The organism is Microbacterium sp., assembly GCF_036566905.1.
Lineage (GTDB): Bacteria > Actinomycetota > Actinomycetes > Actinomycetales > Microbacteriaceae > Microbacterium.
The window spans coordinates 123,720-140,554 of the sequence record NZ_DATCVK010000188.1; the positions used below are offsets into that span (position 1 = coordinate 123,720).

The following is a 16,835-nucleotide window of genomic DNA, read 5'->3' on the forward strand; positions in this document are numbered from 1 at the left end:
CGTACCCGCCACTTCCGACAGTTATGTTCGAGAATGCAGTGCCGGCCGCACCATCGCGGAGACTTCGGTGCGCCGCCTCGGAGGCGCCGCCCCGAGCACGATCCCAGCGAGGACGAGCGCGACGCCGATGCCCTGCGGCACCCCGAACGTCTCCCCCGCGACGGCGACACCGAGCACGACGCCCGTGACCGGGTTGAGCAGCCCGATCACTCCGACCGCCCCGGGCGACAGCCGCCGCAGACCCGAGAACCACGCCACGTACGCGACAGCAGTGGCGACCAGCGTGAGATAGGCGAAGCCGAGCGCCGACGGCACCGTCAACGCGGGCGGACCACCCTCGACCAGCACGGCGACCGGCAGCAGCACGAGTGAGCCGCCGATGAGCTGCCACGCCGTCATCGGCAGCGCCGGAACGTCCGAGCCCCACCGCGCGGTGAGCACGAACCCGGCAGACGAGGCCACCATCGCCCCGAGCGATGCCGCGACACCCCACACGTCCGCGCCCGCGGCGTCGAACCCCAGCATCACCGCGACGCCGACGAGGCCGACCGTGGCACCCACCACCGCCGCCGCCCGCGGTCGCCGGTGCAGCAGCAGCCACGCGAACAGCAGCATGCAGGCAGCGGATGCCGACATCAGCGTCGCGGCGAGACTCGACGGCAGCCGCTGCCCGGCGATGTAGACGAGCACGAAGAAGCCGCCCACGTTGAGGGTGCCGAGTACGAGTGATCGCCACCACCACGACCCCCGCGGAAGCCGGCGCGCCAGCAGCAGCACGATGAGACCGGCAGGCAGTGCGCGCAGCACGCCACCCCACAGCGGCGCCTCGGCCGGGAGCAGGTTGCGCGTCACGACGTAGCCGCTTCCCCACGCGATCGGGGCGATCGCCGTCACGAGGATCCACATCCATCGCTTATCTTCCATGGAAGATACTTTATCTTACTCGGAAGATAAGATGGTTCCCATGCCTGAATCCCCCTCACCGGCGAACGAAGCACTCGCCGCCCCGCCCGACCGGGTCGCCGAGATCCAGGCCGAATGGCGGCGCGAGCGACCCGACCTCGATCCCTCGCCCCAGGCCGTCATCGGACGCCTGCATCGCGTCGCCCTCCGGCTGACCGAGCGGCTCGTCGCCGTCTATCGCGACTTCGGACTCAGCGAGGGCGAGTTCGACGTCCTCGCGACGCTGCGGCGCGCCGGCGCCCCGTACGAGCGACCCGCGGGCGAGCTCGCCGACCACACGCTCGTCACGACCGGAGGACTCACCAAGCGCGTGGACCGCCTCGAAGCCCGAGGACTCGTCGAACGCCGAACCGAGGCATCCGACGCCCGCAAGCGCCTGGTGCGACTGACCCCGCAGGGCACGGAGCTCATCGACCGCGCCATCGCCGCGCATCTCGACAACGAGCACCGCATTCTGGACGAACTCGGAGCGACGGATGCCGCCGCCCTCGAGCCGATCCTCACCCGCTGGCTGCGACTGCTCGACGAGAACTGACCCGCCAGCTCACGCCCGGGCGCGACGCCGCACCATCACGCCGCCAGTGCGAGATACGGCTCCCACCGCGGATCGGTCCGCTCGGTGCCCCGGACGGTCCACTGGCCGCCGCGTGGCGGACGCGGGAGGAAGCGCAGCTCCCAGTTCATCTCCTGCGGTGTGCGATCGCCCTTCACGTTGTTGCAGCGCAGGCAGCAGGCGACGAGGTTCTCCCACGAATCCGCTCCGCCGCGCGAGCGCGGCAGCACGTGGTCGATCGTCGACGCGGCCTTGCCGCAGTACCCGCAGCGGTGGTTGTCACGACGCAGCACGCCGCGCCGCGTCACCGGCACGTGGCGACCACCCGGCACCCGCACATAGCGGGTCAGGATGATCACGGCCGGGCGCTCGTACGAGCGTCTGGTGCCCCACACCGGATCCGTCTCGGTGTGTTCCACGACGGTGGCCTTCTCGTTCATCACGAGCACGAGCGCCCGTTTGAACGACACGACCGCGAGCGGTTCGTAGCCCGCATTCAGCACCAGAGTGCGCATTGATCATCCTCTCGAATGGCCGGGACGGCTTCTCGGTTATTCGACATGCGACGATCAAGGGCGCAGGGGCATGAAAAAAGGCGCTGTCTTATAGACAGCGCCTTGGCGCCACGGCAATGCCGCGGCATCCACTCGTGCAATGCCGAAGGACGAGGCGTCCAAGCGCATCCATGGTTCGGATGCGTGGTGTGCAGCCCATCGGCTCCCTCCGCTCTCTCAGCGTCGGGAATCAGGCTAACGCACCCAGCGGACACCGGGGCGGTGAAGCCGGTGAACGATGGCGGGCGTGTCGAACAACGGATGCCCACTGCCTTGCCGGGCAGTGGGCATCCGTGGTGATGCGATCGCAGGGATCAGTGTCAGGCTTCGACAGGCTCAGGCTTCGACAGGCTCAGCCGGCGTTGGCCTGCAGCCACGCCCACGGGTCGACGACCGAGCCGTTGATGTGGACCTCGAAGTGCAAGTGGCACGCTGTCGAGCTGCCGGTGCTGCCGACCAGGCCGATCAGCTGACCCGCCTCGACACTCTGGCCGACCGACACCTGGCGGCTGCCGTAGGTCATGTGCCCGTACAGCGAGTTGACCTGCTGACCGCCGATCACGTGGTCGATCGAGACTCCGACGCCGTAGCCGCCGTAGCTCTCCTGAGACACCTTCACGACTCCGGCGGCCGTCGCGTAGATCGGCGTGCCGCACGACGTCAAAAGGTCGACGCCCTGGTGATAGCCCGAGTCCCAGAGTCCGCGCCCCTTGGTGAAGTTGAGCAGCGGCCAGCGGACCTCGCCCGTTCCTGGTGACGTGAGGGCGATGTTCGTCGGGACCGAGCCGCGCGAGGCCCGCGAGGCTGCCGCGGCGGCGGCGACCTGGCGGGCGCGTTCGGCCGCAGCCTCTTCGGCCTTCTTCTTGTCGATCTCTTCGGCGGTGGTGGCCGCGTAGCTCTCGCGCGACAGCTCGGTGGCATTCGCATCGGATGCCGCGACGAACGTCTGCGCATCATCGACCGCCATCTGCTGGATGGTGACGGCCTCTTCAGGGCCGGCACCGGCAGTCGCGGCGAACGCGGGGATCGCCACCGTGGCGACGAGTCCGCCCACCATGGTCAGCACGACAAGGCTGCGCAGCGGCTTGACCACGCGCCCCCTGGTCGACGGCGCGGACGAAGAGCTCGCGCGCACGGTCGTCGGCTTGGTCTTCGCGGGCGGCACGGCTCGGGAGCGTCGCACGGGGGTCTTCCGGTTGCGCTCGCGACGGTCGGGGTCCGTCGCCGCGTGCTCGGGCACGATCGCGTGCGAATCTATCTCTTCAGCCAAACTGGGTCCTCCGGCGCCTCTGCGCCGAGGCGCCTGGCTCGTCGGCACTCGATGTCGGGGCACGATGTGCGGGCTGCACCGCGTGGACGACGAGCCGGTGAGGCAATCCACGCGGGGTCCGGTCGGCGGGCTTCTCGCCTGGTGGACTTCTTGAGGCTACCCGAAGGTCACGTTTATGTCACGCTCCACGCCTGGCAATCTCCGCACAGTGTGTTTACGCATGCCGCAGGCACGCGCAGCACGGGCTCTCCGCAGGGCGCTCGGTCCGGCATCCGCTTTCCCTCAGCAGGGCGCTCGGTCCGGCATCCGCTTTCCTCAGCGAGCCGGTCAGCCGGGCGCCCGCTTCCGTCAGCGGGTCTCGTCCACGAGGAAGATGTGCGACGCGATCTCGACCGGGAGCTCGAGGCCCTCGTCGTTGCCCTCCATCTGCACGAGCACGTAGCCCTCGTTGTACCGGTAGTCGCCCACGGCGCCCGGCACGACGCCGGCGCCCTTCAGCTGCTGCAGCAGCTCGGGGTCGACCTGCGCGGGCTCGGCGAGACGGCGGACCGTGCCGGTGATGGGCTCGCCGGCGTCGTTGAGTCGGCGCACCAGGCCCACGACGCCCTGCTCGAAGCCGTTCGTCGGCACATCGCCGAGCTGGTCGAGACCGGGGATGGGGTTGCCGTAGGGCGACTCGGTGGGGTGGCCGAGCAGTTCGACGAGGCGACGCTCGACCTGCTCGCTCATGACGTGCTCCCAGCGGCATGCCTCTTCGTGGACGTATGCCCAGTCCAGCCCGATGACGTCGGACAGCAGGCGCTCCGCGAGTCGGTGCTTGCGCATGACGTCGACGGCCTTCTGCCGGCCGGCGCCGGTGAGCTCGAGGGAGCGGTCCTCAGAGACGACGACGAGCCCGTCGCGCTCCATGCGGCCGATGGTCTGCGACACCGTGGGGCCCGAGTGCCCGAGGCGCTCCGAGATCCGTGCCCGCAGCGGCACGATGTTCTCCTCTTCGAGCTCGAGGATCGTGCGCAGGTACATCTCAGTGGTGTCGATCAGATCGGTCATCGCGGTGTCCTCAGTGTTGTCAAGGGGCTGAGGACAGCCTATCCTCTGCCCCCGACCCCCAGGCCGGCGCCCGGGCGTCGCGTAACGGCGTGGCTCCGGCTGGACGCACGAGTCGGCAACCATGTCCCGTCCGGTCGCTCCCACAGGTCAACCGCCCTTCCACAGGTCAACCGCGCTTCCACAGGAGATTCAGCCGTTCGTTCTCCTGACGAGGCGCGGTTGACCTGTTGACGAACGCACGCCGACCATCCAGCTCACCGCAATCGGTGCAGAGGCGGGAGACGGCGCCTGAGCTGCAGGCAACCTGCGGCATCCAGCTCTTGCACAGGTCAACCGCGCTTCCGCAGGAGAACCGCGGCCCCGTTCTCCTGTACGGGGCCGGTTGACCTGTTGAACGAAAGGATCGAGGCCCCGCGACCCGGCACATTCCCCGGGCCGGCGCCCGGGCGATCCCGAGCCGCGGCGTCACGGGCTGTCACGGGGACGGGGCGGCGGGGCGGGGCTCTCTAGAATCGACGCATGGCCCACGTCCTCCTGCCCCGTGAGATCCTTCCCGCCGATGGACGCTTCGGGTGCGGCCCGTCGAAGATCGCGCCCGCCCACATCGAGGCGCTCGCAGGCCCCGGAGCCGCACTGCTGGGCACGTCGCACCGTCAGGCGCCCGTCAAGGACCTGGTGGGCCAGGTGCGCGCGGAGCTGAGCCAGCTGTTCCGCCTTCCGCACGGATACGAGGTCATCCTCGGCAACGGCGGTTCGACGGCGTTCTGGGATGCCGCCGCATTCGGCCTGATCGAGAAGCGCAGCCAGAACCTCGTCTTCGGCGAGTTCGGCGGGAAGTTCGCCGCCGCGGCGAAGACCCCCTGGCTCGAGGCTCCCGACGTCCGCAAGGCCGAGCCGGGCACCCGCACGGTCGCCGAAGCGGTCGAGGGCGTCGACGTCTACGCCTGGCCGCACAACGAGACGTCCACCGGGGTCTCGACCCCGGTCACGCGCGTGCACGGCGACGAGGGTGCTCTCACCGTCATCGACGCGACCAGCGCGGCGGGCGGCATCGACTTCTCGGTGCACGAGGCCGACGTGTACTACTTCGCGCCGCAGAAGAACCTCGGCTCCGACGGCGGGCTGTGGTTCGCGCTCGTGTCGCCGGCGGCGATCGAGCGCATCGAGCGCATCGCGGCGTCGGGGCGCTACATCCCCGAGTTCCTGAGCCTCAAGAACGCCCTCGACAACTCACGTCTCAACCAGACCCTCAACACTCCGGCGCTCGCGACGCTGTTCCTCCTCGACAAGCAGCTCGACTGGATCCTCTCGTCGGGCGGCCTGCAGTGGGCGGACGCGCGCACGCGCGAGTCGTCGCAGGCGCTGTACGACTGGGCCGAGGCATCCGCCTTCGCGACGCCGTTCGTCGCCGACGCAGCGGACCGCTCCCCCGTCGTCGTGACCATCGACTTCGAAGAGTCGGTGGATGCCGCAGCCGTGGCCAAGAGCCTGCGCGCGAACGGCATCGTCGACACCGAGCCCTACCGCAAGCTCGGTCGCAACCAGCTGCGCGTCGCGACGTTCGTGTCGATCGAGCCCGACGACGTGCGTCAGCTCATCCGCTGCATCGACTACACCGTCGAGCGACTGGGCTGATCCGCATGCTCGCCGGCGTCGTCGGCGAGCGGTGAGGGCGACGGCGACAGCACCGCAGACACGATCGCCTCGATGGCGAACTCCGAGGCGTGCGCGAGGTCGACGGCGTCGGGGTCGAGCAGCCACTGCACCTGCAGCCCGTCCATGACGGCCAGGATGCTCGTCGACGCGAAGCCGACGGTATCGGGCGCCGTGATGCCGCGTTCGGCGCACACGACCGCGAACGCGTGCGCGACCTCGGCCCGCAGCGTCTGGTAGCGCTTCTCGAAGAAGTCGCGACCGGGGTGGTCGTCGGTCACCGACTCGGCCGAGAGCACGACGTAGGCCTGCACGATGCCTGCCCGGTGCGCGTTGACGAATGCCGTGCGCACAAGGTGGCGGAAGAGCGGCAGCCCGTCGGGGATGTGCTGTTCGTCGAGGTCCGCGACATCGGTCTCGTCGCGGTGCTGCAGCACTTCGAGGAGCAATTCGTGCTTCGAACCGAAGTGGTGGAGGATCCCCGCGTGGGTCATGCCGACCTGGTCGGCGATCTCCTGGAGCGTGCCTCCGGTGAACCCCTTGCTGCCGAAGATCTCGACGGCGGCATCGAGGATGTCGCGTCGCTTGGCGAGTGTCTCGGGCCGCGAGCGCGGCTGCCGACGCTGTCCTGCCATCGGTCGGCACCCCCTTCTTCGCCGGTGTCTCGAGTGCGACTTCGCCGGCGCCTGTGAGTCTACGCACGGCCTGTCCGTGCGCTGCGGAACACCCTAGTTGCAAAAGTTACTTACTTGATTGTAAGTTGATCCGGCAATCACCCCCTCGACGCCGTGGTCGACCTCGCGAACACGGCGCCGTGCACAACGAAGGAGTAGCAATGAGGCTCAGATCCTCCCTCGTCGCCGTCGGCCTCGCCGCGGCGATCGCGCTGACAGGCTGCGCCGCCGGCGGCGGCGACTCGCCCGAGACCGGCGACGGCGCGTCGCTGACAATCGCCAAGCCCGACGGCCCTATCACCACCGAAGGCAACAATCCGTGGGTCGGCGACTCGTCGGCGCTGCGCCTCGGCTACGCGAACGCCATCTTCGAGCCCCTCGGCATCGTGAACCTGGTCGACCCCACCGCCGACGTCGTGCCGTGGCTCGCCTCCGACATCACCTGGTCGGACGACTACACCTCGGTGCAGCTGACCGCCCGCGACGGCGTGAAGTGGAACGACGGCGAGGACTTCACCGCCGACGACATCGCGTACACCTTCCAGATGATCATGGACAACCCGGCGCTCGACACGACGGCGCTCGGCCTCACCGACATCGCTGTCGACGGCGCGACGGTCACCCTGTCTTTCGAGAATCCGATGTTCATCAAGCAGGACAAGGTGCTGCACAAGCTCATCGTCCCGAAGCACATCTGGGAGGAGGTCGACGATCCGACCACGTTCACGAACGAGGACCCGGTCGGCACCGGCCCCTACGTCCTGAGCAACTTCAGCACCCAGGCCGTCGAGCTCACCGCGCGCGACGACTACTGGGGCGGCGAGCTCGCCGTGCCGACGCTGTACTACGTGTCGTACGCCGACAACACCGCGCTGACGACGGCGCTCGCCAACGGCGACGCCGACTGGGCGCAGGCGTTCATCCCGAACGTGCAGTCCGCGTACCTCGACAAGGACCCCGACCACAACGTCTACTGGGCGGCCGCGGGCCTCGGCATCGACACGATGTTCGTCAACACCACCACGAAGCCGTTCGACGATGTGGCCTTCCGCAAGGCCGTCAACATGGTCATCGACCGCGCGAAGCACCAGGAGATCGCCCGCGAGGGCGGCGTGCCCGAACTCACCTCGGTCACGGGTCTGCCGACCCCGGCGGGAGACGCCTACATCGCGTCGGAGTTCGAGGGCCAGGAGTACTCGGTCGACGTCGACGGCGCCAAGCAGGTGCTCGAGGAGGCCGGCTACACGTGGGACGGCGACGCGCTCATCGACCCCGACGGCGAGGCCGTCACCTTCACGCTGTCGGTGCCACAGGGGTGGAACGACTACGTCACCGGCATCAGCCTGATCTCGGACTCGGTCAAGGAGCTCGGCGTCGAGGCCGCCGTCGACACTCCGGACGCCGACTCGTGGTGGGCGGCCAAGGGCGAGGGCGACTTCCAGGCGATCCTGCACTGGACGGACTCCGGCGCGACGCCGTACGACCTGTACAGCGATCAGATGGACGGCCGGTTCCTGAAGCCGATGGGCGAGGCGGCGGACTTCAACTTCGGCCGCTTCGACAGCCCTGAAGCCACGGCAGCGCTCGCCGAGTACGCGAGCACGACCGACGACGCCACGCGTGCCACGGCCCTCGAGACGATCCAGAAGATCTTCGTCGACCAGGTGCCCGCGATGCCGATCGGCACGCGTCCGTTCCTCAGCCAGTACAACACCCGCAGCTTCGTCGGCTGGCCCGGTGAGGACGACCCGTACGTCCCCGCCGACCCGACGCAGCCCACCGCGGTGTACATCCTCACCAAGCTCCAGCCTGCGGACTGAGAGCGATCGCTGCAGGGGCTGGGCCCTACCGGCCCAGCCCTTGCACGCGTCCCCGGCACCTCCCCTCCCCGACACCAACCGTGAGCACGATCGGACCATGACCGAAGACGTTCTGCTGACGATCTCCGACTTCAGCGTCACCTACGACGTCGACCCGCCCGTCGAGGCGGTGCGCGACGTGTCGCTCGAACTGAAGCGCGGCGAGATCCTGGGCCTGGCCGGCGAATCCGGCTCGGGCAAGACCACGCTGGCCTACGGCATCCAGCGCCTCCTGAAGCCACCCGCCGTCATCACCGGCGGCACCGCGCTCTTCCACGATGCGACCGGCGAGATCGTCGACATCGGCGCGCTGAGTGACGACGAGATGCGCCGGTTCCGCTGGGACAAGGCGTCGATGGTCTTCCAGGGCGCGATGAACGCCCTGAACCCCGTCATCAACATCGGCCGGCAGCTGGGCGACGTCTTCACGACGCACCGCCCAGAGCTCTCGCGCGCCGAGCGCACGCGCGCCTGCGGCGACCTGCTCGACCTCGTCGGGGTCGGTCGCGAGCGCCTCAGGTCGTTCCCCCACGAGCTTTCCGGCGGCATGCGCCAGCGCGTCATGATCGCGATGGCTCTCGCCCTGCATCCGCAGCTGATGATCATGGACGAGCCCACAACCGCTCTCGACGTCCTCGTGCAGCGCGAGATCCTCGCCCAGATCTCGGACCTGCGGCGCGAGTTCGGCTTCTCGGTCGTCTTCATCACGCACGACCTGCCGCTGCTGCTCGAGATCTCCGACCGCATCGCCGTGATGCGCGAGGGCCGCATCGTCGAGCTCGACACCGCCGAGAACATCTACCGCCACCCGCAGCACGAGTACACGCGGCGCCTGCTGTCGTCGTTCCCGAGCCTCACCGGGGACCGCGGCGACTTCGTGCGCGGCGCCGATGCCGGACGCAGCGAGCGGGACGCGGCGACCTCGGGCCCGGCATCCGCCAGGGAGGTGACCGCATGACGACCCTCGAATTCCGCCACGTGACCAAGCGCTATCGTGTGCGCGGCTCGGGCAAGATGCTCGCGCTCGACGATGTGAGCTTCACACTGACCAGCGGGCGCACGATCGCCCTCGTCGGGCAGAGCGGCAGCGGCAAGTCGACGATCGCGAAGATCATCACGCAGCTCGAACGTCAGAGCTCGGGCGACGTGCTCCTCGACGGCTCACCCATCCCCCGCAGCGGACGAGGACTCCGCCGCTACCGCCAGCAGGTGCGCATGGTGTTCCAGGACCCCTTCGCCTCGCTGAACCCCTACCACACCATCCGCCACCACATCGAGCGTCCGCTGCGCCTCGACAAGGTGGTGCCTGCGGACGAGATCGAGAACGAGGTGCGCCGGCTTCTCGAACGCGTGCGACTGGATGCCGACAGCACGATCGATCGGCGGCCGCACGAGCTCTCGGGCGGTCAGCGCCAGCGCGTCGCGATCGCCCGCGCTCTGGCGTCGCGGCCCGGCCTGCTGATCGCCGACGAGCCGGTCTCGATGCTCGACGTCTCGATCCGCCTGGGGGTGCTCAACCTGCTCGCCGACCTGCAGCGCGAGTCGAACCTCGGCGTGCTCTACATCACCCACGACCTCGCGACCGCCCGCCACTTCAGCGACGAGATCATGGTGCTCAACCGCGGCAGGGTCGTCGAGCACGGCCCTGCCGACGAGGTCATCCTCCATCCGCAGGACGCCTATACGCGGGCGCTGCGCAACGCCTCCCCCGACCCCGACCGCCACTTCGCGCGCCCCGACGCCGCCGACACCGAAGGAGTTCCGGCATGAGGTTCGCCCTGCGCAAGACCCTCTTCTACCTGTTCACGGCCTGGGCGGCGATCACGATCAACTTCCTCATCCCTCGGATGATGAAGGGCGACCCGGTCTCGGCCTACCTGCAGAAGAACCAGGGCAAGATCAGCCCCGAGGCGATCGCCGCCCTCCGCACGCTCTTCGGCCTCGACACCGAGAAGAGCCTGTGGGAGCAGTACATCGACTACTGGAAACTGCTGTTCTCGGGCGACCTCGGCCGCTCGTTCTCGCACGGCCTCGCGCCGGTCACCGACATCATCGGCAGCGCGCTGCCGTGGACCGTGGGACTCGTCGGGATCGCGACCGTCGTGTCGTTCATCCTCGGGACGGCCGTCGGCGCGGTGATCGGCTGGCGACGCGGACGGGGATCGGATGCCGTCATCCCGGTCGCGACGTTCTTCTCGACGGTGCCCTACTTCTGGATGGGCCTCATCGCGATCGCCGTCTTCTCGTCGGCGCTGGGCTGGTTCCCGGCATCCCATGCGTACGGAAAGGGCACGCGGCCGGGCTTGACCCCCGAGTTCTTCGGCGAGGTCCTGTACTACGGCGCGCTCCCCGCGATCACGATCGTCATCGCGTCGCTCGGCGGCTGGATCCTCGGCATGCGCAACATGATGATCACCGTCCTGGACGAGGACTACATCACCGTCGCACAGGCCAAGGGCCTCTCGGATCGGCGGGTCGTCACGACCTACGCCGCCCGCAACGCGATGCTGCCGCAGCTGTCGAGCTTCGCCCTCGCCCTCGGCTTCATCGTCGGCGGCACGCTCGTCATGGAGCTGGTGTTCTCGTACCCCGGCATCGGAAAGCTGCTGCTCGACGCCACCAACGCCAAGGACTATCCGCTCATGCAGGGTGTCTTCCTCGTGATCACGCTCGCCGTGCTCGTGACCAACATCCTCGCCGACATCGCGTACGTCATCCTCGACCCGCGCGCCCGCCAGGAGGCCTGACATGACCGTTCCCACCACCACCGCGCTCGACGCCGAGATCCCCCACCCCGGCTCCGACCCGGGCACGCCCGCCGCACCCGCCGCGCCGCGGCCGCCTGCCACACCGTCGACGCTCGCCCGTATCGGGTCGTCGTTCGCGATGTTCCGCAACCGCAAGTCGCTGACCGGCATCGCGATCCTCGGCTTCTTCGTGCTGCTCGCGGTGTTCGGAGACCTCATCGCACCGTACGGGCCGCTCGACAAGGACTACTCCGCACTGAAGCAGCCGCCGTCGTGGCAGCACCTGTTCGGCACGAGCCACATGGGCGAGGACATCTTCAGCCAGATCGTCTACGGCACCCGCGGGGTCCTGGTGGTCGGTCTGCTCTCGGGCGTGCTCGCGACGGCGATCGCGGTCGCGATCGGCGTGACGGCGGGCATCGTCACCGGCTGGAAGAGCGAGTCGCTGTCGGCTCTCACCAACGTGTTCCTGGTGCTGCCGGGTCTGCCGCTGATGATCATCATCGCGTCGCAGTTCGAGGACCCCAGCCTGCTGCTCATCGCCGCGGTGCTCGCCCTCACCGGGTGGGCGTGGGGTGCACGCGTCCTGCGCGCGCAGACGATGTCGCTGCGCAACCGCGACTTCGTGCAGGCGGCGCGAGCCAACGGCGAGCCGCTGGGCCGCATCATCACGGTCGAGATGCTGCCGAACCTCATGGCGATCATCGCGTCGAGCTTCGTCGGCACCGTGACCGCGGCGGTGCTGGGCCTCACGACCCTCGCCTTCATCGGCGTCATCCCGATCACCAACCTCAACTGGGGCACCATCCTGTTCTGGGCCCAGCAGAACGGCGCGTTCCCCGACTACTGGTGGTGGTACGTCCCGGCCGGACTCTGCATCGCCCTGCTCGGCATGGCCCTGTCGCTCATCAACTTCGGCATCGACGAATACGTCAACCCCCGCCTGCGCTCGGCCGGCGAGCGTTCGCGCGCCCTCCGCAAGAAGGGCATCAAGGCGACCGCGGGCGTCACCGCCGTCCGCACCTCCCCCGCACCGGCCCGACAGGAGACTCCGTGACCGACGCCCACCACCGCCCGCCCGGACAGGCCCCCCTCGACGGGCAGGCGGCCTACCTCGACGTCTCGCTTCCGGTCGCCGACCGCATCGCCGACCTCCTGGGCCGCATGACGGTCGAGGAGAAGATCGGCCAGATGCTGCAGCTCGATGCGCGCGACGACCTCGAGGATCAGGTCGTGCGCATGCACGCCGGGTCGATCCTCCACGCCTCGCCCGAGAAGGTGCTGCGCGCCCGCGAGCTCACCCTGCAGACGCGCCTGCGGATCCCGCTCCTCGTCGCCGAGGACTGCATCCACGGCCACTCCTTCTGGGACGGCGCGACGATCTATCCCACCCAGCTGGGCATGGCGGCGTCGTGGGATGCCGGACTCGCCGAGCGCGTCGCGCGCGCGACGGCCGTCGAGGTGTCGGCCACCGGCATCCACTGGACCTTCTCGCCGGTGCTCTGCATCGCCCGGGACCTCCGCTGGGGGCGTGTCGACGAGACCTTCGGCGAGGATCCGTTCCTCATCGGCGAGCTCGCCTCGGCGATGGTGCGCGGCTACCAGGGCGGCGGTCTCGACGACCCCACCGCGATCCTCGCGACCGCGAAGCACTTCGCCGGCTACTCCGAGACACAGGGCGGACGCGACGCGAGTGAGGCCGACATCTCGCAGCGCAAGCTCCGCTCGTGGTTCCTGCCGCCGTTCGAGCGGGTGGCGAGAGAGGGATGCCGCGCCTTCATGCTCGGCTATCAGAGCATCGACGGCGTGCCCATCACGGTCAACGACTGGCTGCTGAACGACGTGCTGCGGGGCGAGTGGGGGTACACCGGAACCCTCATCACCGACTGGGACAACGTCGGGCGCATGGTGTGGGAGCAGAAGGTGCAGCCCGACTATGCGCACGCCGCGGCAGCCGCCGTGCTCGCCGGCAACGACATGATCATGACCACGCCGGGCTTCTTCCAGGGTGCACTCGATGCGCTGCGGCAGGGCCTCATGACCGAGGACGCCCTCGACCGCGCCGTCACCCGCATCCTGCTGCTCAAGTTCGAGTTCGGCCTCTTCGAAGACCCGCGCCTGCCCGACCGCGAGCGCATCGCGACGGCGGTCGGATCGGCCGAGCACACCGCGCTCAACCTCGAGGCGGCACGGCGATCCCTCGTGCTGCTGCGCAACGACGGCACCCTGCCCCTCGCCGGTGGGCTCACGGCGGACGAATCCGGACGAGCTCGTGCCGCGGCATCCGGGCCCCGCCGCATCGCGGTCGTCGGCCCCCTCGCCGACGATGCGCAGACGCAGCTGGGCGACTGGGCCGGCTCGTCCGGCCAGGTGGACTGGATCCCCGACGGGCACCCCCGCGGGATGATCACGACGGTGTTCGACGGCCTGCGCGCGCACGCCCCGGCGGACTGGGAGATCCGCCACGCCCGCGGTGCCGACATCCTCACGCTCGAAGAGGACCCCGAGGGCGCCTTCTTCCCCGACGGGCAGCCTCGACCCCAGGTGGTCGTGCCGAGCGCCCCGGACGCGGCGCTCGTCGCGGAGGCGGTGGCCGCGGCCGAAGGTGCCGACTACATCGTCGCGGTGGTCGGCGATCGCATCGAGCTGGTCGGCGAGGGCCGTTCGACCGCGACGCTCGAGCTGGTGGGCGGTCAGCTCGCCATGCTCGAGGCGCTCGCCGCCACCGGCACACCTCTCGTGGTGGTGCTCCTGGCCTCGAAGCCGCACGTCCTGCCGCAGACGGTGATGGATGCCGCAGCGCTGGTGTGGGCGGCGAACCCCGGAATGCGCGGCGGGCAGGCCGTGGCGGAGCTGCTGCTGGGGCTCAGAGAGCCGAGCGGCCGCCTGCCGATCTCGTTCGCCCGCCACGCCGGCCAGCTGCCCATCTACTACAACCAGATCCGCGGCCAGCACGGCGACCGCTACGCCGATCTGACGCAGAGTCCTGCCTTCGCGTTCGGCGAGGGGCTGTCGTACACGACGGTGGAGTACTCGGGCCTGCGGATGGTGGATGCCGCGCCGGACCGCGACGGCACCGTACGCGCGCTCGTCGAGCTGCGCAACACGGGCGAACGCCCCGCACACGAGGTCGTGCAGGTGTACGTGCGTGACAGCGTGGCGACAGTCAGCTGGGCCGACAAGGAGCTCAAGGCCTATCGCCACGTCGAGCTGCAGCCGGGCGAGGCCGCGACGGTCGAGCTGTCGCTGCCGGTGGCCGACTGCACGATCGTGGATGCCGCCGGCCGGCGCCTCGTCGAGGCCGGGGAGTTCGAGCTGCTGGTCGGACCGTCGTCGCGGGACGAGGCGCTTCTCAGCGCCCGATTCCAGGTCGCGGATGCCGCGGCACCGTCGATCGCGTCGGACCGTCACGCCGTCGAGCACCGCTGACGCCGACGCGAAAGGGTGGATCACCGCCGCGCTGCGGGCAGCGGCGATCCACCCTCTCGTCGTGCCCCGAAGAACTGCGCCTCAGGACCGGTCGGCGTCGTCGTCCTCTTCGGAATCGTCGTCGGAGTCGTCATCGTCGGAGTCGTCGGCGTCCGCGTCGTCGTCGAGATCGTCGAACTCGTCGTCGAAGTCGGCGTCTTCGTCGTCGTCGGAGTCGTCTTCGTCGAAGTCGTCATCCTCTTCGGAGTCGTCCTCGTCGGACTCTTCGTCGGAGTCGTCCTCGTCGGAGTCGTCCTCGTCGGAGTCGTCCTCGTCTGAGTCGTCCTCGTCGTCGTCGTCGTCCGCACCAGCCTCGGCGAGCTCGTCGATGTCGACCCCATCGACGTCGCCGGCGTGAAGGATGGACGATCCGTCGTCGTCGAAGTCCGACGCATCGAGGTCATCGACGTCGTCGAGGTCCTCGTCGTCTTCGTCCTCGTCGTCTTCGGCATGGGCGGCCTCGGCCAGCGCCGCCTGTGCGGCGTGGTAGTCGGCGAGGCGCACGGCCCACGGCACCCAGTCCGGCGCGAGCAGCGCGCCGTCGCCCGGAAGCAGCTCGACCTCGAGCACGGTGGGCTCGGCATCCTCGGCGCGCGCGAGGCTCACGGTCCAGAACCACCCCGGGTAGCCCGAGAGACGGTTGGCGAACCGCAGCGAGACGACTCCGCCGGCCTCGACGCGATAGTCCGCGGGCTCGCCGATCGTCGTCTCGGGAGTGATCTCGCGCAGCGCCGCGAGCGCGAGGTCGTGAGCGGCCAGCAGCTGCGGGTCGGGTTCGACCACGGGAGCCTCGTCGGGTTCGACCACCGGAGCCTCGTCAGGCTCGACGACGGCAGCCTCGTCGGGTCCGACGACAGCGGTCTCGTCGGAGGCAGCGGTTCCGGCATCCGTCACGGCAGACTCGTCCCCAGGCTCGGCGGACTCGGTGTCCGCCTCGGCGACGACGTCGGCAGGATCGGCCGGATCAGGCGTCGAGCTCATCAGCCACCTTGCGCAGCACGGCGGCGACCTTCTTGGCGTGCGCGCCGCTCGGGTAACGGCCGTGGCGGAGGTCGCCGCCGATGCCGTCGAGCAGCTTCACGAGGTCCTCGATGATGATCGCCATGTCGTCGGCCGGCTTGCGCGAGCGCTTGGCGAGGCTCACCGGAGCCTCGAGCACGCGCACCGACAGCGCCTGCGGGCCGCGCTTGCCGTCGGCGATGCCGTACTCGAGCCGCGTGCCGGCCTTGGGTGCGGGCGTGCCGGGGGGCAGGGCCGTGGCGTGCAGGAAGACGTCCTGACCGTCTTCAGAGGTGATGAAGCCGAACCCCTTCTCCTCGTCGTAGAACCTGACCTTGCCGGTGGGCATCGAAACCTCGCTGGATCGGTCGCCGCGAACACCGCGGCGAAACAGAGCATGACAAAAGCGGGGTCTTCCAACCCCGATACCCAGCCTAACGGACCGGTGCACATTCGGATCGTGGCAGCGACGCCAGCGAGTAGGCTGGAGCGGATGAGCACAAACCCTGCCGGCGACGTTCCCGTCCGCCGCATCGACCGCATCCTGGCCTTCATGTCGCTGGGCCTGCTCGTGCTCTCGATCCTGAGCTTCTTCGCGATCATGATCGCGTCCGCCGCCGGCGCCGACATGAGCACCGGCGTCTGGCCCCTCGTGGGCGTGCTGGTGTACGTCGCTCCTCTCGTGGCGTTCGCACTGCTGCTCGCGGTCTTGATCATGAGCTTCGTGCGGAGGGCTCGAGCCAACCGAGGAGGCTGACACGCTTGGTCTCCGACGCGCGCGCTCTTGCGACGCGGCTCGCCGAACTCGGTGACGCCGCGCTCGCCCGGACGCTCGCGGCGCGCGGCGTCTCGGCTCAGAGCGGCTGGCACGACTTCTTCGACGCCGCCGAGGGGCTCCTCGATCCCACGTCGGTCGACCGTGCGCTGACGCACCTCGACCGGCGCGACCTCATCGCCCTCCACACCGGAGCGGGTCCGCTCGACGGCGCGCCCGCGCGGCTCGCGCTCGTCGATGCGGAGGGCATCGCCTACACGGCGGTCGCCG

16 protein-coding genes and 1 pseudogene are annotated in these 16,835 nt (G+C 69.4%); 10 read left to right on the forward strand and 7 right to left on the reverse strand.

The annotated features are described in order from the left end of the window. Positions 1-21: 21 nt before the first annotated feature. Positions 22-924 carry a DMT family transporter gene (locus VIP82_RS15970; protein WP_331910356.1) on the reverse strand — a complete coding sequence of 301 codons (903 nt, stop codon included), beginning with the start codon at positions 922-924 and terminating at the stop codon, positions 22-24. Between the two features lie 40 nt (positions 925-964). Between VIP82_RS15970 and VIP82_RS15975 the strand changes: the two genes are divergently transcribed. Further along, on the forward strand, positions 965-1,498 hold the full coding sequence (locus tag VIP82_RS15975; RefSeq protein ID WP_331910358.1) for a MarR family winged helix-turn-helix transcriptional regulator: 534 nt from the start codon (positions 965-967) through the stop codon (positions 1,496-1,498). A gap of 35 nt (positions 1,499-1,533) precedes the next feature. Here the strand turns inward: VIP82_RS15975 and VIP82_RS15980 are convergent, their stop codons facing one another. The 3 genes from VIP82_RS15980 to VIP82_RS15990 all read right to left on the reverse strand — a co-directional run bounded on the left by VIP82_RS15980 (position 1,534) and on the right by VIP82_RS15990 (position 4,390). Next, positions 1,534-2,031: an HNH endonuclease gene (locus tag VIP82_RS15980; RefSeq protein ID WP_331910360.1), complete on the reverse strand. Its 498-nt coding sequence runs from the start codon at positions 2,029-2,031 to the stop codon at positions 1,534-1,536. A gap of 391 nt (positions 2,032-2,422) precedes the next feature. Beyond that, a complete protein-coding gene (locus VIP82_RS15985) occupies positions 2,423-3,310 on the reverse strand; it encodes a M23 family metallopeptidase (RefSeq protein WP_331910362.1) in 888 nt (295 codons plus the stop codon). A gap of 378 nt (positions 3,311-3,688) precedes the next feature. After that, positions 3,689-4,390: an iron-dependent transcriptional repressor DtxR gene (locus tag VIP82_RS15990; RefSeq protein WP_331910364.1), complete on the reverse strand. Its 702-nt coding sequence runs from the start codon at positions 4,388-4,390 to the stop codon at positions 3,689-3,691. A 519-nt stretch (positions 4,391-4,909) separates the two neighbouring features. On the opposite strand from VIP82_RS15990, the gene serC reads away from it, so the two are divergent. Beyond that, a complete protein-coding gene (gene serC, locus VIP82_RS15995; RefSeq protein WP_331910366.1) occupies positions 4,910-6,025 on the forward strand; it encodes a phosphoserine transaminase in 1,116 nt (371 codons plus the stop codon). Here the strand turns inward: serC and VIP82_RS16000 are convergent. Further along, positions 6,001-6,678, reverse strand: a complete 678-nt coding sequence (locus tag VIP82_RS16000; RefSeq protein ID WP_331910368.1) for a TetR/AcrR family transcriptional regulator — start codon at positions 6,676-6,678, stop codon at positions 6,001-6,003. The two genes, serC and VIP82_RS16000, sit on opposite strands and share 25 nt — an antisense overlap. A gap of 200 nt (positions 6,679-6,878) precedes the next feature. On the opposite strand from VIP82_RS16000, the gene VIP82_RS16005 reads away from it, so the two are divergent. The 6 genes from VIP82_RS16005 (at position 6,879) to VIP82_RS16030 (ending at position 14,752) form a co-directional block, all read left to right on the forward strand. Continuing rightward, entirely contained in the window at positions 6,879-8,537 is a 1,659-nt protein-coding gene (locus VIP82_RS16005) for an ABC transporter substrate-binding protein (protein ID WP_331910370.1), read from the forward strand. Between the two features lie 97 nt (positions 8,538-8,634). Beyond that, positions 8,635-9,534, forward strand: coding sequence for an ABC transporter ATP-binding protein (locus VIP82_RS16010; protein ID WP_331910372.1), 900 nt, complete (start codon positions 8,635-8,637; stop codon positions 9,532-9,534). After that, positions 9,531-10,346 carry an ABC transporter ATP-binding protein gene (locus tag VIP82_RS16015; RefSeq protein ID WP_331910374.1) on the forward strand — a complete coding sequence of 272 codons (816 nt, stop codon included), beginning with the start codon at positions 9,531-9,533 and terminating at the stop codon, positions 10,344-10,346. The genes VIP82_RS16010 and VIP82_RS16015 overlap by 4 nt, the downstream gene beginning before the upstream one ends. Further along, entirely contained in the window at positions 10,343-11,323 is a 981-nt protein-coding gene (locus tag VIP82_RS16020) for an ABC transporter permease (RefSeq protein ID WP_331910376.1), read from the forward strand. Before VIP82_RS16015 ends, VIP82_RS16020 begins: the two co-directional genes overlap by 4 nt. A 1-nt stretch (position 11,324) precedes the next feature. Then, complete coding sequence (locus VIP82_RS16025) at positions 11,325-12,380, forward strand: ABC transporter permease (RefSeq protein WP_331910378.1); 1,056 nt, start codon at positions 11,325-11,327, stop codon at positions 12,378-12,380. Further along, positions 12,377-14,752, forward strand: coding sequence for an exo-beta-d-1,3/1,6-glucosidase (locus tag VIP82_RS16030; RefSeq protein WP_331910380.1), 2,376 nt, complete (start codon positions 12,377-12,379; stop codon positions 14,750-14,752). The genes VIP82_RS16025 and VIP82_RS16030 overlap by 4 nt, the downstream gene beginning before the upstream one ends. An 81-nt stretch (positions 14,753-14,833) precedes the next feature. On the opposite strand, the gene VIP82_RS16035 is transcribed toward VIP82_RS16030, so the two are convergent. After that, entirely contained in the window at positions 14,834-15,772 is a 939-nt protein-coding gene (locus VIP82_RS16035) for a DUF3027 domain-containing protein (protein WP_331910382.1), read from the reverse strand. Next, positions 15,756-16,139 carry a cold-shock protein gene (locus VIP82_RS16040; protein WP_194413393.1) on the reverse strand — a complete coding sequence of 128 codons (384 nt, stop codon included), beginning with the start codon at positions 16,137-16,139 and terminating at the stop codon, positions 15,756-15,758. Before VIP82_RS16040 ends, VIP82_RS16035 begins: the two co-directional genes overlap by 17 nt. Before the next feature lie 144 nt (positions 16,140-16,283). Here VIP82_RS16040 and VIP82_RS16045 point away from each other — a divergent pair, with 144 nt between their 5' ends. Then, complete coding sequence (locus tag VIP82_RS16045; RefSeq protein ID WP_331910384.1) at positions 16,284-16,547, forward strand: multidrug ABC transporter ATPase; 264 nt, start codon at positions 16,284-16,286, stop codon at positions 16,545-16,547. Positions 16,548-16,552: 5 nt separating this feature from the next. Further along, positions 16,553-16,835 (forward strand): annotated as a pseudogene (locus VIP82_RS16050) (helicase-associated domain-containing protein); the annotation flags it as partial.